Here is a 21,401-nt window from a genome sequence, read left to right as displayed (position 1 = left end):
CGTGAAAGGAGCGATCATGCCCACCTCTTCGCCGCTCAGCGCCCCCGGCGCGCCGGTCGGGTTCACCGACGACCCGATCGCCTCGCACTCCGCCCAGTTCGGGTTGGCCCGACCCATCGACGCCCCGGCAGGTCACCACTCCCCCTCCCCCGTCGGCGCCCGGCCGTGGAACCTGCGCGCCGCACGGACGTTGACGACCGGCAACGCCCGCCTCGGTGGCTGGACCTACGACCACACCCTCCAGGTCGCCGTCACCTCCGACGGGCGGCGCGTCACCGAGGTCGTCGCGGGCGACCCGACCGCGAACTCGGTGACGAACCTCGACGGCGACGAGGGCGCGTCCGAGGACTGGACCTACGACTTCCACCCCGACCACACCGGCGACCCCGCGTGAGCGTGCTGGTCCTGGCGCGGGACCTCGACCCCACGGCCGATCGCGTGGTGACCGCGCTCGGCGGCCGCGGGGTCGAGGTGTTCCGGGTCAACACCGCCTGGTTCCCCGTTCGGCTCCAGGTCACCGCACGACTGCGCCACGGCCGCTGGAACGGCGTGCTGACCACCCCGCGCGGCCGCTTGGACCTCGACGGCGTCCGGGCGGTCTGGTACCGGTCCCCGGAGGCGTACCGGATGCCACCGCACCTCAGCCCCGCCGAGGAGCACCACGCCCGGGTGGAGGCCAAGTACGGGCTCGGCGGTGTGCTCGCCTCCCTGCCCGTGCTCTGGTGCAACCACCCCGGCAGGGTCGCCGACGCCGCCTACAAGCCGGTCCAACTCGCCCGCGCCGCCCGGTGCGGGTTGAGCGTGCCCGACACGCTGATCACCAACGACCCGGCCTCGGCGGCGGACTTCGCGGCCGGCCGGCCGACGGTGACGAAGCTGGTCGGCGGCATGGCCTTGGACGAGCAGGGCGTGCGCAAGAACGTGTTCACCCGGCGGCTCGCCGACGCGGACCTGACCGACCTGCGCGGGATCGAGCACACCGCGCACCTGTTCCAGCGCTGGATCGACAAGGAACGGGAAGCGCGGGTGGTCGTGATCGGCGAGCACGTCACGGCCGCCGCGATCAGGGCCGGCAGCGCCGCGTCGCACGTGGACTACCGCACCGACTACGCCTCCCTGTCCTACGAGCCGATCACCCCGCCCGTGGCGGTCGTCGAAGGAATCCGGGCGCTGATGGCCGACTTCGGCCTCGCCTACGCGGCGCTCGACTTCGTGCTCACACCATCCGGTGAATGGGTGCTGTTGGAAATCAACCCGAACGGCCAGTATGGGTTCGTCGAACACGCCATCGGCGCACCGCTGACCGCACAACTGGCCGACCTGCTCACCGGAGCCGCCCGATGACCGCCGAGCACGACTGGGTCGGCCTGGCCGCGGCCCTGGCCGCCGACCTGACCGGGTCCGGCGAGCTGCGCGACCCGGCCTGGGCCGACGCCGTGGCCGCCACGCCGCGCCACCTGCTGGTGCCCACCGCCTACCGGCAGCAGCCCGACGGGTCGTGGGTCGCGATCGACACCGCCGGCCCCGGGCCGGCCCCGGCCTACTCGGCCACCACCCTGGTCACCGAGGTGGACGACCGAGGGCGGGCGGTGTCCTCCAGCACCAAGCCCGACCTGATGGTGCGGATGCTGGAACTGCTCGACGTCCGCGACGGGCACCGGGTGCTGGAGATCGGCACGGGGACCGGTTACAACGCGGCGCTGCTGTCGCACCGGCTGGGCGCCGACCGGGTGTTCTCCCTGGACGTGGACGCGAAGCTGGTCGCCCACGCCCGTGAGCGGCTGGCCGCCATCGGGCACCGTCCCCGGCTGGCCGCCCGTGACGGCATCGCGGGCTGGCCGGCGCACGGCCCCTACGACCGGATCATCGCCACCTGCTCCGTGCCGCGCATCCCTTGGGCGTGGGCCGAGCAGACAGCGCCCGACGGGGCGGTGTTGGCCGATCTCAAGGTCGGCCCCGGCGCGGGCAACCTGGTGCTCCTGCACCGGCACGGCGACCGGCTGGAGGGCCGGTTCGCCTCCCGCTGGGCCGCGTTCATGACCATGCGCCACCACACCGACGACGGCCCGCCCGTGCGAGGTCCGAAGGCGGCACCGGGGCCACAGCGCGACACCACGGCGCCCGCGCAACCCTGGAACACACACCGCGAGGTGTGGTTGCTGGCCTGCCTCACCCTGCCCCCGGACGTCCGGTACGGCTACACCCTCGACCAGACCACCCGCGCGCCGAAGGCCACCACGCTGTCCGCGCCCGACGGCTCCTGGTGCGAGGTCGACCTGACGTCCGACGGCACACCGGCGCGAGTCCGCGAAGGTGGACCGACACCACTGTGGACGCGGGTGGAGCGGGCGTGGGACGCGTGGACCGGGTGGGGCGAGCCGGGCTGGGGCCGGTTCGGGCTCACCGTCACCCCGGACACCCACGCGCTGTGGTTGGACGAGCCCGGCGACGTCATCGGCTGACGCCTCGGAGCACCGCTGCCAGCCCGGCCGCCGCAACGTCCCAAGTGGACAGTTCAGCGCGACGAGCCAGTGCGCGTTCCCGCAGCACACAGCGCCACTCGCCGTCGGTCAGCCACCGTCTCAGGGCGAGGGCGAACGACCCCACGTCACCGGGCGGCAGGAGGAGGCCGCCTTCGCCGAGCGCGTCCGGCACGGCGCTGGCGATCACGGGCACGCCCCGCGCCACCGCCTCGGTGACGACCATCCCGTAGGTCTCGGCACGGGACGGCAGCACGAACAGGTCGGCGGTCGCGTAGGCGTGCTCCAACGGCGAGCCGGTCAACGGGCCGGGCAGCGAGAAGCGGTCGGCGAGGTCGTGGTGGGCGATCAGGTCGCGGATCGGGCTCCCCGGCGGCTCGGGGCCGACGAACGCGCACGTCCACGGCAGGTCCGCCACGGTCGCCAGGGCCGCCACCAGCACGTCGTGGCCCTTGCGCGGGGTCAGGGAGGCCACGCACAGGAGCCGTGACGCGCCGTCCGTGCCGGTGGCGAGCGGTGCGGGGTCGGCGCCCGGCGTGACGACGTGGACGTCGGCCGGCCCGTGGTGGGCGGTGAGGCGGCGGGCCGCGGACGGGCTGGTCGCCACCACCGCGCGCACGGCGCGCAGGCACTCGCGTTCGGCGGCGTCGAGGCGTTCGGCAACGGAAGGCGGCAGGCCGGTCTCGTCGGCCAGGGGCAGGTGGACCAGCACCACCAGGCGCAGCCGGGAGGCGTGCGGGACGACGACCTCCGGCACGCCGCACGCCACCAGCCCGTCGAGCAGCACCACCGCGCCGTCGCCGATCGCGGCCAGCGCCCGGCCCAGTTCCCGCCGCGCGGTGTCGTCCGGCCGCGGCCAACCGCCTGTGACGACGATCTCCCGCACGTCCACGCCGAGGTCGCGCAGGCCCGCGGTGACGCGGCGGTCGTAGGCGTTGCCACCGCTCGGCGACGTCGGGTCGGCGACGCCGCCGGGCAGGACGAAGTGGACCGTCACAGCGGGCGTTCGTAGCTCGCCCACGCGATGTGCGACTCGTGGAGCGTGACCTCGATGGCGGCCAGCCCGCGCGCGCCCTCGCCCAGCTCTCCCGCGTGGACCAGGTCGGCGAGCCGGTCGGCGATGTGCTTGGCCAGGAACTCCGTCGACGTGTTGACCCCGGCGAACGCGGGCTCGTCGTCCAGGTTCCGGTAGTTGAGGTCGGCGAGCACGGACCTCAGCCGCTCGGTCGCCAGTCCGATGTCGACGACGATGTTGTCGTCGTCCAACCCGTCCCGTTTGAACCGCGCGTCCACCACGAACGTTGCCCCGTGCAGGCGTTGTGCCGGACCGAAGACCTCGCCGCGGAAGCTGTGGGCGATCATGACGTGATCGCGAACGGTGATGCTGAACAGGGTGACCTCCGCCGAGTGAGCGAGCTACGGTGCAAGTCCGGTCGAGCGTAGTGAACGCCCGGCCGGTGTCGGGGTGACGAGGGGGAACCGGGTGCGCGAGGAAACCTTCAGCGACGACGACGTGGCCGAGTCCGATCTGGTCACCCGGCGCGGGACGTTCCGCGCGGTGGCGTTCCGGGCGGACGGTCACGAGCACATGGCCCTCGTCCACGGCCGCACCGCGATGCGCGAGGACGTCCTGGTCCGCGTGCACTCCGAGTGCATGACCGGTGACATCTTCGGCGCCATGCGCTGCGAGTGCGGCGACCAGCTGGACGCCGCGCTCGACCGGATCGTCGCGGAGGGCAGCGGCATCCTGGTGTACCTGCGCGGCCACGAGGGACGCGGGATCGGCCTGGTGGCCAAGGTGCGCACGCACGTGCTCCAGGACGAGCAGGGCATGGACACGCTCGACTCCGCGACCACGCTCGGCCTCCCGGTCGACATCCGCGACTACTCCCCGGCCGCGCGCATCCTCAAGCACCTGCGGGTCGGCTCGGTGAGGCTGATGTCCAACAACCCGGACAAGATCGAGGCGTTGGAGCGCAACGGCATCGCGGTGTCCGCCCGCGTGCCGCACCTGGCGCGCCCGAACCCGCACAACATCGGCTACCTGACCGCCAAGCGCGACCGGCTCGGCCACGACCTGCCCCAGGTCGACGTCTTCACGTCCGCCGACCAGCCGACCGACCTCCCCACCGCCCGCTGACGCCGTTCGCCGGCCTCGACCGCTGACGCCGCCCGCCGACGCCGCCCGCCGACCACGGGCACTGACGACGAGCGCCGACGCCGGACGCGTCGATCCACCCGCGCGCTCCGGCGTGTCCCGGCGACACGGCGCGGCATTTGGGTGACGTGCCGCGGACGTGACACTCTGACGCCATACGGCCCGCATCCGGGCTGTTCGCCCACGGCCCGCGAATCCGGCTCCTTGCGCCGACCAGGCCCGCAGTGGACGCCGTCGCGTCACGGCACGCCTCACCGTTCGCCCGTCCCACCGCACCGCCTCCACCGCACCGCCTCCACCGCAGCGGCGCTCCGTCCGCACCACCCGTGTGACGTGCGCGGCCGTCCCGACTCACCCCACGGGAGCACGTCATCAGCACCTCCGCCCCGCTGTCACCGTCCATCGGCGCGCCACGCGCGCTCACCGACGTGTACGGCCCCGGCGTCGTCGTCTGCGCCCGACCGGCGCCGGGCGCGGCGGCGAGCCGGCACCGCACCACCGTCGACGCCCTCTCCGCCAGGCCGATCGCCGTCGCCGGCGACACCGCGGTGATCTGCAGCGCGGGCGGCACCGACCCGGCGCTGCTCGACCGGCTGCGCGACGGCGGCCTGCCCGTCGGCGACGACCTGCGCGAGTTCCGCGACGAGGCGGGCTTCACCGCGCGCGTCACCGAGGCCCTGGCCGACGGCCTGCTGGTCTCGGCGGAGTACCCGCTGCCGACCGCGCTGTGCCCGGACGAGCGGGCGGTCAAGAGCGGGCAGCTCGTCGGCTTCCTCAACAACAAGGCGAGCATCAGCACGTTCGTCGACCCGAGGTTCCACGCGCGGCGGACCGTGGTGACGCGGGCCGAGCTGGCCGAGGCGGCGCCCGCCGAGAAGTCGTGGGTGCTCAAGGCGGCGACGAACGACGCGCACGGCGGCAGCCTCGACGTGTACCTGCACGAGGCGGGCGAGCAGGTCGAGTTCCCCGCGTTCACCGACGTGCTCGGTGAGTTCGTGGTCGAGGAGTACCTGCACATCACGCGCAACTGGGGCGTGCAGCTCTACGTCGCCGCGGACGGCGTGGCGCGGCTGCTCGCCGTCACCGAGCAGCGGGTCGACGCGACCGGCGTCTACGTCGGCGGCCGGTTCGGGCTGGTCAGCGCGCCGCCGGCGGACCTGCTCGCCGAGTGCCTGGCGATCACGCAGCGCGCGGCCGACGTCGGCTACCGGGGCCTGTGCAGCCTCGACTGCGCCGAGACGCGGGACGGGCAGCTCGTCATGCTCGACCTGAACTTCCGCATCACCAGCGGCTCGGTCCCGCTGCTCGCGCTGGCGTCCGTGCGCCCCGACGCCCTGGACGGGCACGCCGAGTCGGTGAAGCTGACCGTCGCCGCGCCGCTGGCCGACCTGCTGGCCCACCTGCGGCCTGCCCTGTCGGCGGGCGGCGTGCTGGTCACGTCCGGCCACGACACCACCCGCACCGACAACCCCGTCGCATTGAGCACCCTGCAACTGCTGGTGTTCGGCGACGACCCGGACGACGTGACCGCCCGCCGCGGCGCGCTGGAAGCCGAGATCGCCTGACCGGAGCCCCCCGGACGTCACCGTTCGGGGCATCGGCCGCGACGCCGCTGCCCCGGACGGCCCAATTCCCGCACGACCGGTCACAGAGCGGGTGACACCGCCGATGTACCGGCCAAGGGGCCGCTCGCCGCCCGGCGAGCGGGAACGTTCCAGGGGGTTTTCACACGATGCTGTCCTCGCGATGGCGCGCGTCCACGCGCGCCCGGATCGCCGCGATCAGCACGACCACCGCCGTGGCGGCGGTCCTGCTGACCGGCGTGGCACACGCCGAGCCACCCACCAACGACGACTTCGACGCCTCGACGCCCGTCACCGCCCTGCCGTTCACGGCGCGGCAGGACACGAGCGAGGCGACCGGCTCGGCCGACGACCCGTACTGGTGCCAGGGGTACGACGTCGAGGGCGGCGTCTGGTTCACGCACACCGCCGCCGCGGACGGGTTCCTGCGCGCCACCACGGCGGGCAGCGACCACTCCACCGTCCTGTCCGCGCAGACCGGCGTGCGCGGTGAGCTGCACGGCGTGGACAACGCCTGCGCCACCGGCGCCAACGCCACCATGACGTTCCGCGCCACGGCCGGCGCCACGTACCACTTCTTCGTCGCCGGCTACCGCGTCGCGGGCGGCGCGTTGTCGTTCGCGCTCGACACCGTGCCGACGTCGCCCAACGACGCGTTCGCCGCCGCCGAGCCCGTCCCGACGCTGCCGCTGACCCTCCAGCCGGGCTTGTCGACCGCCACGTTCGAGGCCGACGAACCCGAGTCGACGTGCGCGTACGCGGAGACCGTGCCGTCCGTCTGGTACGCCTACACCACGCCCGGCCCGGCGACCTCCGTCACCGCTCGGGTCGAGGGCGGCGAGACCGCGGTGACCGTCTACACCGGCGCGTCCCTGACCGCGCTGACGCAGGTCACGTGCATGCGTCCCTCGTTCGGCGAGACCGCCGTGTTCCGCGCCGAACCGGGCACGACCCACTACCTGCGCGTCACCGGCCCGGCGCGCTCCTACGAGCCGGTGCGGCTGCACCTGGCCGAGGCGCCCGCGCTGCGACCGACGATCTACCAGTCGCCGTCCGAGCCGTCCGTGTTCGACGAGGTCCACTTCAGCGCCGAGTCGTGGAACCCGATCGACGAGCCGATGACGGCCGAGTGGGACTTCGGCGACGGCACGACCGCGCCGGCGTCCCAGGAGACCGTGTCGCACCACTACACCTCGGACGGCTCCTACCAGGTCACCCTGCGCGCCACGTCGCCCGACGGCCGCACCGCCACCGCCACCACGCGGGTGGAGGTGGAGACGCACGACGTGTCGATCACCCGGTTCGACGTGCCGTCGTCCGCCCGCGAGGGCGACACCCGGTCGATCACCGTGCACGTGGGCAACACGCGGTACCCGGAGAAGGCGACCGTCACCCTGTACAAGAGCGACGGTGGGTCCTGGGACGCCGTCGGCTCGCTGACCCTCGACGTGCCGGCGCGCCCGACGCGCAAGGTGCAGTTCCCGTTCTCCTACACGTTCACCCCCGACGACGCCCGCGTGGGCAAGGTCGCGTTCCGGGCGCGGGTCGAGCTGCCGTACCCGGCGCGCGACGCCCGTCCGGCGGACAACGAGGTCACGTCCATCGCCACGACCGTGAGCGCCCGTGCCGGCGGCATGGGCGCCGTCTGACCGTCGTCACCAGTAGGGGGAGAACGAGATGACCCAGTCCACCCGGCGGGCGTCCACGCGCCTGCGCACCTCGATCATCGGCCTCGTCGCCGTCGCGATCGCGGCGGTGGCGCCCGGCGTCGCGCACGCCGAGCCGCCGTCCAACGACGACTTCGCCGCCGCCACCGCCGTGACGGCCCTGCCGTTCCAGGTCACGCAGGACACCACCCGGGCCACCAAGGCGGCCGACGACCCCGCCGACTGCTACTCGTGGGGCGGCCACACCGTGTGGTTCAGCTACACCGCGCCCGCCGACGCGATCGTGAAGACCTCGGTGACCAGCACCTCGTACCCGCCGCTGATCGCCATCTACACGGGTGGGCGCGGCGCGCTCGCGCCGGTGCCGGGCGGCTGCTCGTACGACACGCCGCTGCTGCCCACGATCCACGTGACGGCGGGCGAGACGTACCACTTCCTGCTGATGGACCACTACTCCGGCGGCGAGGTGACGTTCGGCCTCACGGCCGTCCCGCCGGCTCCGAACGACGACTTCGCGGCGGCCGTCACGAGCGGCTTCCCGGCCGCGCACACCGCAGACCTCTCGCGGGCGTCGGCCGAGGAGGGAGAGCCGGCGTCGAGCTGCGACCCGGACGCCGACCGGTCCGTCTGGTACCGGTACACGCCCGACCGGACCCGGTCGGTGGCCGTGAACGCGCAGTACGGCCAGTGGCCCGGCGTCACCGTCTACCGGGGCGCGACGCCGGACGCGTTGACCGAGGTGGACTGCGTGCCGTCGGGGTCGGCCCTGTCCGCGGTGTTCACCGCCGAGGTCGGCCGGACGTACCACATCAAGGTCGCCGACGACGCCGTGCGGGCCGCGTGGTTCGACCTGCGCCTGATCAACGCGCCCACCCTGGCGCCCGCCGCGTACGCCCGTCCCGAGACCCCGTCGACGTTCGACGAGGTCGCCTTCCACGTCAGCTCGGGCGACACCCTGGGCCGACCGTTGGTGAGCGGCGAGGTGCGGTTCGGCGACGGCACGTCCGCGCCGATCACCGGTGACCAGGTCGTGCACCGGTACGCCGCCGACGGCCGGTACCAGGTCGAGGTGACGGGGTCGACGTCCGACGGCCGCACCGGCACCGGCGTGCGGACGTTGACGGTGGAGACGCACGACGTGACGCTGTCCGACCTCACCGTGCCGACGTCGGCACGTGCCGGCCAGACCAAGCCGATCACCGTCAAGGTCACGAACAACACCGGTTACGCGGAGACCGTCGAGCTGGAGCTGCTGAGGCAGACGGAACACGGCTACTTCAACCGCGTCGGCACCCTCAGCCAGTGGGTCGCCGCCAACGCGACCGTCCAACTGCCGTTCGCCTACACCTACACCGCCGCCGACGTCGCGGCGGGCAAGGTGACGTTCCAGGTGAAGGGCAACCTGACCCACCGGTGGGACGGCGACGACAACCCGGCGGACAACGAACTGCAAGCCACCACCCCCTCCGTCCGCTCCGCGGCGACGCGCGCGATCTGATCGCGGTGCGCGCCTCGACGTCATGTCGAGGCGCGCACCCGCAACTCCACCGCCGGCTCATCCAGCCACACCAGGTGCGCCCGCCGCGTCCCCGCGGAACGGGAGCTGACCTCGAACAGCGCTCGGGCGCTGTCCGGGCTCTGGGAGCACAGGTGGAAGCCGCCTTCCACGGAGTCGACCTCGACGCGGTCGGCATAAGCCAGGCCGTAACCCGCGACGCGGGCGTCTTCCGCCTCGCCGTACTCCTCGACGATGGCGAACAGCCGTGGAGCCTCGTCCGCCGCCAGCCGGCGAACGACGGCGGCGAACTCTTCCGGACTCCACACTGCCGATGTGGCCTTCTCGTCCGACTCCTTCACGCGTTCTTCGTCCGCGCCGAGGTTTTGCTTTTCCACGCGGTATTCCGGGAACCGCGAACTCTTTGACGTCACGCCCAAGACGCTACGATCGCGGGGGAACGGTGAGAACTGACTGCCGGCGCGAGTGCGTTCGACATGGCGGGCGGTGGCGCGGGGGGTGGCCATGCGAATCGGAGCCGGAACACCGACCGGGGGTCGGGGTTCACGTGCCACCGGCGTGGTGGCGGGGTTCGTGCTGAAACTGGGTCGGCAGACGGCCGGGCTCACCCAGGAGAAGCTCGCGGAACTCCTGGGCGTCGACGCCACCACGGTGCAGGGGTGGGAATCGGGCCGACGCCCGCTCGCCGCTGTCGGAGCCGGTGAGCTCGTGAAGGTGGCCGCCAGGCTGTCCAGGGCAGGAGCACCGGCGTCGACCGGGAGGCACCTGAACGAGGCGATCGCGGCCGACCTCGTGCTCTCCACCGGCATCGCCGCCGGTGACTCGTGGATCGACCCGGATCGTCACCCGCTCGCCGCCGTTGTCCACCGCAAGACCATCACCAATCTGATCACCTGGCCTTTCACCGGCGACACGCCGCCACAATTGAGTGAATTCACCTCGAAGGTGTCCCGGCGCGGCCCGGTCGCGCCACACCCACTGTTGCACCCGGACGAGCGCGCGCGCTTCTTCGACCACTTGATCCACGTGGCGGAAAGGTCGGGGTACGCGGGCGAACCGCTCCTCCGGCGGCAATCGGTGTACCTGCTCGGATTCGATCGTCGTGCGCACGTCGCCGATTGGCTGCGCGACGAGTGGCACCGGGTGGGCCGTCGGACTCTCCCCGAGAACGACATCACCGGACTGCTCGAAGCGCGGTCCGCTTCGGTCGCCCTCGCCTCCACCGGCGAGGGCGAGCACATCCACGACTTCGTGGGCCGCATGTCGGGTACTCGCGCCGAAGTGGCGAACCTGAACTACTGGGCCTACTGGATCGGCGAACTCGACGACGTGCGGATCGACGACTCCTTCATGGGGGACGAGGACACCAGGTCGTGGAACGGAGGCGCGCTGCTCGCCCACCTCGCCGGGCGCCTCGCCCCGACGGCGCCCCACCTCCCGTTGAACCTGCACACGTTGCACGCCCTCGTCGCCGCACGCCCGGCGCTGCTCGCCGCCCGTCCACGCGTGCGCACCTCGCTCGCCGAATCCTTGGACCGCCTGGCCTCCGACGGTTCGCTGTCCCGGACGGGACGGGACCAGGTCGCCGGCCTCCGCTACGCCCTCCGCATCTCCGGCCTCTAGGGAGAACACGTGTCAGACGACGCCGCGGCCCTCGCCGCCTTCGGGTACGAGTTGGGCGTGCTGAAGCGGATGCGGCGGGCCGGGTGGTGGCATGCCGGGGTGCGGGACCCGGAGTCCGTGGCCGAGCACACGATGCGGGTGGCGCAGCTCGCGGCGCTCATCGCGGCTGAGGAGGGCGCCGACCCGGCCCGCGCCGCGTTCCTCGCGCTGTGGCACGACACCCAGGAGACGCGCACCGGGGACCTGCCCCACACCTCCCGCGGGTACGTCGCCAAGCCCGACCCGCGGGCGATCACGGCCGACCAGACCGCCGACCTCCCGGAGACGTCGCGGCAGGTCGTCCGGGACGCCGTGGCGGAGTACGAGGCCAAGGAGTCGGCCGAGGCCCGCTGCGCGAGCGACGCCGACAAGCTGGAGATGCTGCTCCAGGCCGTCGAGTACCGCGACACCGGCGTGCGGCGCGTCGACGGGTGGGTCGAGTCGGCGCTCAAGGGCCTCAAGACGGGGACGGCACGCCGCATCGCCGACGCCGCGGTGACCCTCTCCCCCCTCGCCTGGCGCGACCGCTGAACCTCACGTCGAGGCGTCCACGACCTGACGGCGTCCACGCGCTGACAGCGTCCACGACCCGACGGCCGTCACGCGCAGACGGCGTCCCAACCGCTGACCGCTCGGCGACCGGGTGCGGCGACCCCGCACCCGGCCTCAGCCCTTGCCGGTGGTGTCGAGCCACCGCCGCCAGCTGACCCGCTTCACCCGCACCCCGGGGTGCGCGGCGACGTGCCGCAGGAACTCCGCGCGCAGCCGGACCACCGGGTCGCCGTCCTCCGCCAAGGCCCGCACCCGCTCGTGGAACCGGTCGTCCGCGACGTGCCGGACCAGGCCCGCGTACATCCAGTCCTTGCAGCGGTAGCGGCGGCGCACGACGTCGGTGATCAGGTCCGGCATCTGCGGCCGGATCGACTCCGGCACGCCGTCGCGCGCCAGGGAGCGCAACACCGACTCCTTGCGGCCCCACGGCGAGAGCAGGTTGTTGCCGGGCGCGCGCCAGTCGTCCGGGTACCGCCCCTCCCACACCAAGTAGAGCAGCACGAACGGCGCGTACCGCTCCCGGACCTCCGGGTCGTCGTCCCACAGGGAGCCGACCAGCTCGAAGATCGTCTGACCCCGGTGGTAGCGGCGGGAGGCGAGGGCCTGGTCCATCTCGGCGGCCAGGTGCGGCTCGGTCGGCCAGACGTGGCCGGCGCGCCGCAGCACGTCGTTCGACCAGTGCCGGGCGTCCACGGCCGCCTTGACCAGCTCCCGGTGCCGGTCCAGGGCCTCGCGGCGGACGTCGTCGTCGCGTGACACCAGACCCCGGACCCACGCGGGGTCGCCCACCAACTCGGTAGCCACGCCGAGAGCATGTCACTACCCCTTCGTACGCGGTACTCCGCATTCCGTAGTAGTATCCACGGCACATCACCGGGGAGACACCTATGGACACGAGCCAACTGCTCAAGGGGGTGCTGGACCTCGCCGTCCTCGCGGTACTGCGCAAGGAGGACGGGTACGGCTACGACGTGCTGCGCAGGCTCCGCCAGGGCGGTCTGGACGGCGTCGGCGACGCGTCGGTCTACGGCACCCTGCGCCGGCTCTACAACGCCGGCCTGCTCACGTCGTACGTCGTGCCGAGCGAAGAGGGCCCGCACCGGAAGTACTACAGCCTCAACGAGCCCGGCCGCGCGCGGCTGCTCGAATCGGGCCAGACGTGGAAGTCGTTCGCGAAGACGCTCGACGGGTTGTTGGGGGAGGTCGCATGAACACGCAGGCGAACACCGAGGTGCGGGACTACCTGGATCGGATGCGCGAGGCGCTGTCCGACCTGCCCGCCGCCGAGGTGGGCGAGATCATGGACGACGCCGGGGCGCACGTCGTCGAGGTGGCCGAGGAGATGGGCGAGGACTTCACGCCCGAGGCCCTGATCGGCCGGCTCGGCACGCCCCGGGCGTACGCGCGGGAACTGCGCGCGGCGGCCGGCTACCCGTCCCCGACCGAGGCGGGCCCGGCGGAAGCCCGGCCCACGGGCGTCGCGCGGTTCGCGTTCTGGAGCCTGGTCGTCGGCACCGTCGTGGCGTTCGGCTTCGCGTTCAGCCGCGGTGACGGCGAGGAACTCGTCCTGCTCGTCTGCCTGGCCCTGGCCGCCGCGGCGCTGCTGGTGTTCCGGCAGCCGTCGCTGCTGCCCGAGGTCGCCCGGCTGCCCGAGGCCGCGGCGCTGGCGGACGCGCTCCGGAAGCTCGAGCAGGCCGACACGCGGGGCGTGCTCCGCTCCCTGCGCACCTTCCAGCCCCTGTGGTGGATCGGCCGTTCCCTGCTCATCGCGTGGGCCGGCGTGCTCGTGGGCCGGCTGTCGTCGATGCTCGTGGTCAGCCTCGCGCTCGCCGCCCTCGCGCTGGTGTCCGGCCCGAAGGCGAGGACCGACCGCCGGTGGCTGTGGATCAGCGTGCCGGCGACCGGGTTGGCGCTGGGCGTCCTGCTGCTCCTCGCCGGCGCGCTGGTGGACCGGATGACCTACCGCGACGCCGAGCCGGTCTCCTACTCCCGGCCGACGCCCGTGCCGGCCAACGTGTACGTGTTCGACAAGGACGGCAAGCCGGTCACTGACGTGTACCTCTACGACGAGAACGGCCAGCCGCTCGAACAGCCCTGGTACGGCTGCGACGAGAGCCGTCACGACAACCGCTACCCGAAGCCCCGGGTCGTGCACGACGAGACCGGGTGCCACGAGGTCCCCGGCGTCCCGTTCGCGGTGGTCATGCCGACCACGCCGGCTCCGACGCCGTCCGTGTCACCGCTGCCGACCACCTCGCTGCCGACCACCTCGCCGTCGACGACCTCGCTGCCGTCGCCCCCGGCGTCGCCCAGCCCGGCGCCGTCGACGGTGACCACGACGGCGCCGACGACCCCCACCGGCTGATCCCCCGATCCGAGGGCGCGGAGACGACCGACCCGCGCCCTCGGACACCCGTCGGCGATCAGAAGCGCGCGCCCACGTCCGCCCCGTTGGCCGGCCGCAGGAAGGTGGACGACGGGATCGAGCCGTCTGCGGCGCGCGGCCCCGTGATCGTGCCGGGGTCCGTGCTCGCGAACGACCACGTGCCGCCGAGGTTCCACGAGTTGCCGCTGCCGGTGGAGGTCGAGCCGAGCGACACGTCCGTGCCGTTGGCCGCCGCCAGGTTCTTCGTCAGCGTGCTGGACGACCGGTTGACGTTGAACCCGGTGCCCGGGTTGTCCCACGCGGTGCTGCGCTCGATCCGGTGCCGGCCGGGGTTGTTGTTGTCGATGAAGCCGCCGACCGCGTTGTCCCACGTCATGCTGTTGCGGACGGTGTGGTCGGCCGCCACGCCGTTGCCGCCCAGCTTGAACCCGTTGCCGTCACCGGTGAAGTTCGGCAGGTTCCAGCGGTTGAAGCCGTTGCCCCAGGCCAGGCTGCTCTCCAGCAGGATCGGCGAGGAGAACATCCAGTAGTCGAGCCCGTCGTCGGAGTTGTTCCACAACCGCGCGCCGCGCACGACGTTGCCGCTGCCCGAGCCCTCCTTGATCGCCAGGCCGTCGGCGCTCTCGCCGTTCTTGCGCGGGTCGCGGTTGCCGTGGGCGTCCAGGTTGAGGATCAGGTTGTTGCCCGACGCGCCCTGCAGGTGCAGGCCCGACTCGTAGTTGTCGCGCGTGACGAGCCGCTCGAACACGGTGTTGTTGACGTCCACGCCGAACACGCCGTACGGGCCGCGGACGATCTCCAGGCCGATCAGCCGCCAGTGGTCGCCCTCGATGTGGACGGCGCCGCGCTCGGCCCGCGGGATGCTCGACCCCACGGCGCCCGGCGTGTGCGGCATGTTCTCGCCGTCGATGACCACCTTCTCGCCGTTGTGGTTGCGCAAGGTGATCGGCCGGGTCGCGGTGCCGTTCTTCAGCAGCTGGATGTTCGTGGCGGGCGCGTACGTGCCGCCGCGGACGTGGATCGTGTGCCCGGGCTGGGCCAGGTCGACGGCGCGCTGGATCGTGCGGAGCGGCGCGGCCAACGTCCCGGGGTTGCCGTCTTCGCCGTTGGGCGCCACGTACAGCGCGTCGGCCGGTGGTGGCGTGCCGTCCTGCGTGAAGTCCAGGTAGTCGACGTTGGGCAGGCCGGCCGAGGTGGTGGGGCTCAGCCGGACCGCGCTCGTGCCGGACGGCACCGTGACGGCGACGGTCTTCGACACCCACGTCGACCACGCGCCCGTCGGCTCGAACTCCACCGACTGCGCGGCGGCGCCGTTGACGAGGACGGTGGCGGGCCGGTTCGTCGTGCCGCCGTTGGCGAACCGGACCACGACCGTCGCGGCGCCCGCCGCCGACGCGGTGACGGTGAACTGCGCGTGCGCGCCGACGGCGTTGTCCGCGTTGCAGAACCCCGTGCCCGAGAAGCCGGGCCAGTTGCCGTCGATCGTGCCCGTGCAGACCGCCGGCGCGGTCTCGGCCTCGTGGTGGGTGGTCGCCGCGCCCGCCGCGGGCCCCGGCACGCCGAGCGCCGCGACGGCCGCCAGCGCGGTGGCGGCCACAAGGGGTTTCACTCTCATCGTGTTTCTCCCGTGATGGGTGCGGCGGCGGCCGACGGATCTCTCCGGCGAGATCCGAAGCACGTTAACGCACCGCTTCCGAAAGGCGCAATGCTGTCGTTCGCGAACCCGTTCGGATTCACAATCATGAACACGGGAAATAGGCGCGCCGACGCGAACCCGCAGAACCACGACCAGCCCCTTGATCAGCCACGATGGCCCTGACCTCGCCATTCGACACATTCGACGCATTCGACAACCGCCCGGCCGGACACCGCCCCGCGGACTTCGTCGTTGACCCCGCGTCGCGGACCTCCTAGCCTTTCCCGGAAGACGGGCGTTTTCCACCCGCCCAGGAGTCGCATTCACATCGGTGAACCCGATCGGTTCCACCGTTTCCGCCGCGCACCAAAGGCCCGCACCGGGCCCTCTCCCTCGCCGGAAAAGCACCGAGAAGTGGAGTCGTCGTCACCATGACCGAACCGGAGCAGCCCACCTCCACCCGGGCCTCACGACCACGCGGCACGCGCCGAGCCCTCCTCGCCGCGGCCGCAGCGGGCGCGCTCGCCGTCACCCTCGCCGCCTGGCCGCACGCCACTCCCGCCGAGGCCGCCGTCGGCGCCGGGACCTACACCGTGAAGAACGCCTCCAGCGGCCACTGCCTCGACGCCCCGGACGCGACCCCCGGCACGCAGCTCCGCCAGCAGGCCTGCGCCGGCGGCGCGGACCAGAAGTGGACCCTCACCGCGGTCTCCGGCGGCTACCGCCTCACGTCCGCCGCCAACGACCTGTGCGTCGGCGTGCAGGCCGCGTCCACCAGCGCGGGCAAGCCGATCCAGCAGGAGACGTGCACCGGCGCGGCGAGCCAGACGTGGACGGTCACGGCGAGCGGCGCCCACTACCGCCTGATCAACGTCAACGGCGGCAAGTGCATGAACACCAAGGACAACTCCACCGCGGTCGGCGCCCTCGTCCAGACGAACTCGTGCGACAGCACCGCCACCAAGCAGTGGACCCTCACCCCCGCCGACAACGGGACGACGACCACCACGACGACGAGCACGACCACCAGCACCAGCACGACGACGTCCACCACGACCACCACCACCCAGCCGCCCAGCTCGGCGCTGCACGTCTCGCCGAACGGCACCGACAGCGCGGCGGGGACGGAGTCGGCGCCGACCACGCTGACGTCGGCGATCAGCCGGATCACCCCCGGCGGCACGATCCTCCTGCGCGGCGGCACGTACCGCTTCACGCAGACGGTCACCATCCCGGCGGGGACCAACGGCACGGCCGCCGACCGCACCGAGCTGTTCGCCTACCCGGGCGAGACCCCGGTGCTGAACTTCTCGGCGCAGACCGAGGACCCGGCCAACCGCGGCCTGGCCGTCAACGGCTCGTACTGGCACGTGCGCGGCATCGTCGTCGAGCGCGCCGGCGACAACGGCATCTTCGTGGGCGGCAGCAACAACATCCTCGAACGCACCGTGACCCGCTTCAACCGGGACACGGGCCTGCAGCTGTCGCGGATGCTGTCCACCACGCCGAAGGACCAGTGGCCCGCCAACAACCTCATCCTGAGCGCCGAGTCGCACGACAACGCCGACTCCGACGGCGAGGACGCGGACGGCTTCGCCGCCAAGCTCACCACCGGCCCCGGCAACGTCTTCCGCTACGCCGTGGCGCACAACAACATCGACGACGGCTGGGACCTCTACACCAAGACCGACACCGGCCCCATCGGCGCGGTCACCATCGAGGACTCCCTGGCCTACGAGAACGGCACCCTGAGCAACGGCGGCCAGGCCGGCAACGGCGACCGCAACGGCTACAAGCTCGGCGGCGAGGACATCCCGGTCAACCACGTGATCCGGCGCAACATCGCTTACGACAACGGCAAGCACGGCTTCACCTACAACCGCAACCCCGGCGCGATGACCGTCTCGGACAACATCAGCATCGACAACACCGAGCGCAACTTCACCTTCGAGGCCGGCACGTCGGTGTTCCGGGGCAACACGTCCTGCCGCAGCGGCAGCGGCGCCAACGACAAGACGGTCGGCAACGTCGACGGCACGAACCAGTTCTGGACCGGCGTCAACGGCTCCCGCTGCGCGAACTACGCCGGCGCCCTGGCCTGGTCCTACGCCTCGGACGGCCGCCTGGTCGTCACGTTCGGGGGCCGTGCGGTCCGCTAGCCACCCGGCGTTCCCCACCACCGATCGCCCGCCGACCTCGCACCAGGGGTCGGCGGGCGATCGCGCGTCACGGCGGCGGAGTTGACCCGAGGGATGTCACTCAACCATCATTGACTCAATGTCCACTGACTGGTCTTCCGACACCGTCGCCCGAGCGCGGGTGCACGCGGCACTGGGCGAGCCCGCCCGGCTGGCCGTGGTGGAGCTGCTGGTGCTCGGCGACGCGTCGCCCGGCGAGGTCGGCCGGGCGCTCGGGCTGCCCAGCAACCTGCTCGCGCACCACGTCAAGCTGCTGGAACAGGCGGGCGTGGTGGAGCGGTCGCGGTCGGAGGGCGACCACCGGCGCACCTACCTGCGCCTGCGCACGTCCGCGCTCACCGACCTGGTGCCCAGCGGACTCCGCCAGGCGCCGCGCGTGGTGTTCGTGTGCAGCCACAACTCGGCCCGCTCGCAGTTGGCCGCCGCCCTGTGGAAGCGGCGCAGCACCGTGCCGACAGCGAGCGCGGGCACCCGTCCCGCCGAACGCGTGCACCCGCTGGCCGTCGCCACCGCCCGCGCGCACGGCCTGTCGCTGACCCGCGCCCGCACCCACCACCTCGACGACGTGCTGAACCCCGACGACCTGGTGGTCGCGGTGTGCGACAGCGCGCACGAGGAACTCGGCGCCGACCACGGGGACCGCCTGCACTGGTCCGTCCCCGACCCGGCCGCGGTCGGCACCGAGGACGCCTTCCACACCGCCTACCGCGACCTGGCCGACCGGGTGAACCGCCTGGCCCCGGCCGTACACCCCGCCTCCGACGCCGGCACCCCCGCCTCCGGCACCACGGCCGTACGCCCCGCCGCCGTCACCACCGCCGTCACCAGCGCTTCCGAGGGAGCCTGAATGCCCCGCCCGCTCCCCCACCGGCTGCTGGCCGAGTACCTCGGCAGCCTCCTGCTTGCCGCCCTGGTGATCGGCTCCGGCATCGCCGCCCAACGCCTGTCCCCCGACGACGTCGGCCTCCAACTGCTGGAGAACGCGGCCGCCACCGCCGTCGGCCTCTACGCGCTCATCCTGGTCTTCGGCCCGGTCAGCGGCGCGCACCTCAACCCCGCCGTCTCCCTGGCCGACGCCGTCCTGGGCGGACTGCCCTGGCGTGACGTCCCCGCCTACGCCCTCGCCCAGGTGCTGGGCTGCGTCACCGGCGCGGTGCTGGCCAACACCATGTTCGACACGGCGCCGATCAGCGTCAGCACGACGGAACGGGCCACCGCCGCCCACGGCGTCTCCGAGGTGGTGGCGACCGCCGGCCTGCTGCTGGTGATCTTCTCGCTGGTCCGGTCGAACCGGGCCGCGCTGGTCCCGTCCGCCGTCGGCGCCTACATCGGGGCCGCGTACTTCTTCACCAGCTCCACCAGCTTCGCCAACCCCGCCATCACCGTCGGCCGCGTCTTCAGCGACACGTTCGCGGGCATCGCCCCCACCTCCGTGCCGGTGTACGTGCTGGCACAGCTCGTCGGCGTCGCGGTGGCCGTCCCGCTGCTGCGCGTGCTCCACCCGAACCCGGTCGCCACCACCGCACCCGTCACCGAAGGACAACCCCGTTGAACGCCAAGCCCGAAGTCCTGTTCGTCTGCGTCCACAACGCCGGCCGCTCCCAGATGGCCGCCGCGCTCCTCCAGCACTACGCGCTCGGACGCGTCACCGTCCGCTCGGCCGGTTCCGCCCCCGCCGACAGGGTGAACCCGGCCGCCGCCGAGGCGCTGGCCGAGCTGGGCCTCGACATCACCGCCGAGGTGCCGTCCAAGCTCACCACCGAGGACGTCGAGGCCTCCGACGTCGTCATCACCATGGGGTGCGGCGACACGTGCCCCGTCTTCCCCGGCAAGCGCTACCTCGACTGGGACCTCGAAGACCCGGCCGGCCAGGGCGTCGACGCGGTCCGCCCCATCCGCGACGACATCGACCGCCGCGTCCGCGCCCTGCTCGGCGAGCTCCTCGACCAGCCCGCGTAGCCCGTTCACAACGCCAGGCGCGGCCAGGAATTGGTGTCTCGCAACAACTTCCGGTCGTGCGTCGCGAGCACGACCGCGGCCGGCGTGGACCCGAGCGCGGCGGTCAGCTCGTCGACGAGCGCGGCCGACAGGTGGTTGGTCGGCTCGTCCAGCAGCAGCACGTGCGGGCGGGCGGCCAACACCCCGGCGAGGTCCAGTCGCCGCCGCGCCCCCACCGACAGCTCCGCCACCGGCCGGTGCGCGTCGTACGCGTCCACCAGCCCCAGCTCGGCCAGCGCGGGTCCGGGCACGCCCGACCGCGCCACCCGCTCGTCGTAGAACTCCACCGCCGTGCGCCGGCCCACCGGCTCCGACTCCTGGCGCAGGTACCCGACCCGCACCGACCGCGCCCGGGTGACCGTGCCCGCGGTCGGCTCCAGCTCACCGGCCAACACCGCCAGCAACGTCGACTTGCCCGCGCCGTTGCGGCCCGTCACCACCAGCCGGTCGCCGGAGTCCAGCGCCACGTCCGCGGGCGTCACGAGCCTGCCCGCCACCGTCGCGCCCTCGGCCCGCAGCACCGCCGTGCCGCCGTCCCGCGGGAGTTCCGGCATGGCGAACCCGGTCGGCGGCGGCGGGACCGCGACCACGTGGGCCGCCAACGCCTCCTGCCGCCGGTGCACGGCCCGGACCAGGCCCGGCGCACGGGTGGCACGCGTGTGCCTGCCGTGCCCCTTGGCCGGCCTCCAGTTGTCGCGCAACCGGTTCCGCGCCGCGGACAGGTCGTCGGCGAGCCGTTCCCGCTCGGCGACCTGCTCGGCGTGCAGGGCCTCCCAGCGGGCACGTTCGGCGCGGCGGGCTTCGACGTGACCGCGGTAGCCGCCGCCGTGCACGCGCGGCCGGCCGTCGCTGGACGGGTCGAGGTCGACCACCGTCGTGGCGACGTCGGCGAGCAGCGCCCGGTCGTGGCTGACCAGCACCACCACGCCGGGGTGGGCGCGGAGCCGTTCGGTCAGGTGGTCCAGCCCGCTCGCGTCGAGGTGGTTGGTCGGCTCGTCCAGCAGCAGCACGGGGTGCCCGGCGCCGAGCAGGCAGGCGAGCCGGACGCGGTGGCGCTGCCCGACCGAGAGCGTGCCGAGCGGGCGGGCGCGGTCGTCGGCGGCGTTCAGCGCGGCCAGCGACACCTCCACCCGCCGGTCGGCGTCCCACGCGTCGAGCGCCTCGGCCTCCGCGAGCGCGGCGGCGTAGGCGTCACCCGCGTCGGGACGCCCGTCGGTCAGCGCCTGCGCGGCGTGCTCCAAGCGGGCCTGGGCGGCACGCACGGCGGTCAGCTCCAGGTCGATCAGGTCGCCGACGGTGTCCACGGGCGGGATCTGCTGGTCGGCGACACCGACCGACCCGGCGCGGACCACGTCGCCGCGGTCGACGGGCAGGTCACCGGCGAGCACCCGCAACAGGGTGGTCTTGCCCCGGCCGTTCTCGCCGACCACGGCGACCCGGTCACCGGCGGCGGCGACGAGGTCGACCCCGGCGAGCACGGGCCGTCCGCCGAACGAGACGTGTACGCCCGACATGCGGACGTGAGCCGTGCGCACGCGCGCCGGCGACAGAGAGGACGACATGAG

The 21,401-nt window shown here is 73.0% G+C and carries 21 protein-coding genes; 15 read left to right on the top strand and 6 right to left on the bottom strand.

Features of this window, described 5'->3' with window-relative positions; translation table 11 throughout:
* Positions 1–16: 16 nt before the first annotated feature.
* Genes ACRAKH_RS05370 through ACRAKH_RS05360 form a run of 3 tightly spaced genes read left to right on the top strand, consistent with a single transcriptional unit; the run spans position 17 to position 2,462 of the window.
* Complete coding sequence (locus tag ACRAKH_RS05370) at positions 17–394, top strand: hypothetical protein (protein ID WP_380723426.1); 378 nt, start codon at positions 17–19, stop codon at positions 392–394.
* Positions 391–1,344, top strand: coding sequence for an ATP-grasp ribosomal peptide maturase (tgmB, locus tag ACRAKH_RS05365; RefSeq protein ID WP_380723425.1), 954 nt, complete (start codon positions 391–393; stop codon positions 1,342–1,344). Before ACRAKH_RS05370 ends, tgmB begins: the two co-directional genes overlap by 4 nt.
* Positions 1,341–2,462 carry a methyltransferase domain-containing protein gene (locus ACRAKH_RS05360; protein ID WP_380723424.1) on the top strand — a complete coding sequence of 374 codons (1,122 nt, stop codon included), beginning with the start codon at positions 1,341–1,343 and terminating at the stop codon, positions 2,460–2,462. Before tgmB ends, ACRAKH_RS05360 begins: the two co-directional genes overlap by 4 nt.
* Here ACRAKH_RS05360 and ACRAKH_RS05355 read toward each other — a convergent pair.
* Complete coding sequence (locus tag ACRAKH_RS05355; RefSeq protein WP_380723423.1) at positions 2,452–3,477, bottom strand: glycosyltransferase family 4 protein; 1,026 nt, start codon at positions 3,475–3,477, stop codon at positions 2,452–2,454. The genes ACRAKH_RS05360 and ACRAKH_RS05355 overlap by 11 nt on opposite strands.
* Positions 3,474–3,872 carry a 6-pyruvoyl trahydropterin synthase family protein gene (locus ACRAKH_RS05350; protein ID WP_380723429.1) on the bottom strand — a complete coding sequence of 133 codons (399 nt, stop codon included), beginning with the start codon at positions 3,870–3,872 and terminating at the stop codon, positions 3,474–3,476. The genes ACRAKH_RS05355 and ACRAKH_RS05350 overlap by 4 nt, the downstream gene beginning before the upstream one ends.
* A 91-nt stretch (positions 3,873–3,963) precedes the next feature.
* On the opposite strand from ACRAKH_RS05350, the gene ribA reads away from it, so the two are divergent.
* From ribA to ACRAKH_RS05330, 4 genes are all read left to right on the top strand, one after another.
* Entirely contained in the window at positions 3,964–4,620 is a 657-nt protein-coding gene (ribA, locus tag ACRAKH_RS05345; RefSeq protein WP_380723422.1) for a GTP cyclohydrolase II, read from the top strand.
* Between the two features lie 446 nt (positions 4,621–5,066).
* A complete protein-coding gene (locus ACRAKH_RS05340; RefSeq protein ID WP_380723421.1) occupies positions 5,067–6,203 on the top strand; it encodes a hypothetical protein in 1,137 nt (378 codons plus the stop codon).
* A gap of 167 nt (positions 6,204–6,370) precedes the next feature.
* Positions 6,371–7,870, top strand: coding sequence for a PKD domain-containing protein (locus ACRAKH_RS05335; protein WP_380723420.1), 1,500 nt, complete (start codon positions 6,371–6,373; stop codon positions 7,868–7,870).
* A gap of 28 nt (positions 7,871–7,898) precedes the next feature.
* Entirely contained in the window at positions 7,899–9,386 is a 1,488-nt protein-coding gene (locus ACRAKH_RS05330; protein ID WP_380723419.1) for a PKD domain-containing protein, read from the top strand.
* A 20-nt stretch (positions 9,387–9,406) separates the two neighbouring features.
* On the opposite strand, the gene ACRAKH_RS05325 is transcribed toward ACRAKH_RS05330, so the two are convergent.
* On the bottom strand, positions 9,407–9,817 hold the full coding sequence (locus ACRAKH_RS05325) for a hypothetical protein (RefSeq protein WP_380723418.1): 411 nt from the start codon (positions 9,815–9,817) through the stop codon (positions 9,407–9,409).
* Between the two features lie 160 nt (positions 9,818–9,977).
* Here ACRAKH_RS05325 and ACRAKH_RS05320 point away from each other — a divergent pair, with 160 nt between their 5' ends.
* Positions 9,978–11,027, top strand: a complete 1,050-nt coding sequence (locus ACRAKH_RS05320; protein WP_380723417.1) for a helix-turn-helix domain-containing protein — start codon at positions 9,978–9,980, stop codon at positions 11,025–11,027.
* A 9-nt stretch (positions 11,028–11,036) separates the two neighbouring features.
* A complete protein-coding gene (locus ACRAKH_RS05315; protein WP_380723416.1) occupies positions 11,037–11,597 on the top strand; it encodes an HD domain-containing protein in 561 nt (186 codons plus the stop codon).
* A 135-nt stretch (positions 11,598–11,732) separates the two neighbouring features.
* Here ACRAKH_RS05315 and ACRAKH_RS05310 read toward each other — a convergent pair whose 3' ends face one another.
* Positions 11,733–12,422 (bottom strand): hypothetical protein, encoded by a 690-nt coding sequence (locus ACRAKH_RS05310; RefSeq protein ID WP_380723415.1) that lies wholly within the window; start codon positions 12,420–12,422, stop codon positions 11,733–11,735.
* Positions 12,423–12,505: 83 nt separating this feature from the next.
* Between ACRAKH_RS05310 and ACRAKH_RS05305 the strand changes: the two genes are divergently transcribed.
* Positions 12,506–12,829 (top strand): PadR family transcriptional regulator, encoded by a 324-nt coding sequence (locus ACRAKH_RS05305; protein WP_380723414.1) that lies wholly within the window; start codon positions 12,506–12,508, stop codon positions 12,827–12,829.
* A complete protein-coding gene (locus ACRAKH_RS05300; protein ID WP_380723413.1) occupies positions 12,826–13,983 on the top strand; it encodes a DUF1700 domain-containing protein in 1,158 nt (385 codons plus the stop codon). Before ACRAKH_RS05305 ends, ACRAKH_RS05300 begins: the two co-directional genes overlap by 4 nt.
* Positions 13,984–14,041: 58 nt before the next feature.
* Here the strand turns inward: ACRAKH_RS05300 and ACRAKH_RS05295 are convergent, their stop codons facing one another.
* Positions 14,042–15,619 carry a right-handed parallel beta-helix repeat-containing protein gene (locus ACRAKH_RS05295; RefSeq protein ID WP_380723412.1) on the bottom strand — a complete coding sequence of 526 codons (1,578 nt, stop codon included), beginning with the start codon at positions 15,617–15,619 and terminating at the stop codon, positions 14,042–14,044.
* A gap of 452 nt (positions 15,620–16,071) precedes the next feature.
* Here ACRAKH_RS05295 and ACRAKH_RS05290 point away from each other — a divergent pair, with 452 nt between their 5' ends.
* The 4 genes from ACRAKH_RS05290 to ACRAKH_RS05275 all read left to right on the top strand — a co-directional run bounded on the left by ACRAKH_RS05290 (position 16,072) and on the right by ACRAKH_RS05275 (position 19,797).
* On the top strand, positions 16,072–17,799 hold the full coding sequence (locus ACRAKH_RS05290; protein ID WP_380723411.1) for an RICIN domain-containing protein: 1,728 nt from the start codon (positions 16,072–16,074) through the stop codon (positions 17,797–17,799).
* Between the two features lie 118 nt (positions 17,800–17,917).
* Positions 17,918–18,685, top strand: a complete 768-nt coding sequence (locus ACRAKH_RS05285; protein WP_380723410.1) for an arsenate reductase/protein-tyrosine-phosphatase family protein — start codon at positions 17,918–17,920, stop codon at positions 18,683–18,685.
* A complete protein-coding gene (locus ACRAKH_RS05280) occupies positions 18,686–19,390 on the top strand; it encodes an MIP/aquaporin family protein (protein WP_380723409.1) in 705 nt (234 codons plus the stop codon).
* Complete coding sequence (locus ACRAKH_RS05275; protein WP_380723408.1) at positions 19,387–19,797, top strand: arsenate-mycothiol transferase ArsC; 411 nt, start codon at positions 19,387–19,389, stop codon at positions 19,795–19,797. The genes ACRAKH_RS05280 and ACRAKH_RS05275 overlap by 4 nt, the downstream gene beginning before the upstream one ends.
* A 5-nt stretch (positions 19,798–19,802) precedes the next feature.
* On the opposite strand, the gene ACRAKH_RS05270 is transcribed toward ACRAKH_RS05275, so the two are convergent.
* Positions 19,803–21,398, bottom strand: a complete 1,596-nt coding sequence (locus ACRAKH_RS05270) for an ABC-F family ATP-binding cassette domain-containing protein (RefSeq protein ID WP_447009660.1) — start codon at positions 21,396–21,398, stop codon at positions 19,803–19,805.
* Between the last annotated feature and the right edge of the window lie 3 nt (positions 21,399–21,401).

Source organism: Saccharothrix hoggarensis (genome assembly GCF_052936025.1).
Note: the sequence above shows the minus strand (reverse complement) of the source record. Positions and strands in the feature narration are given on the sequence as shown.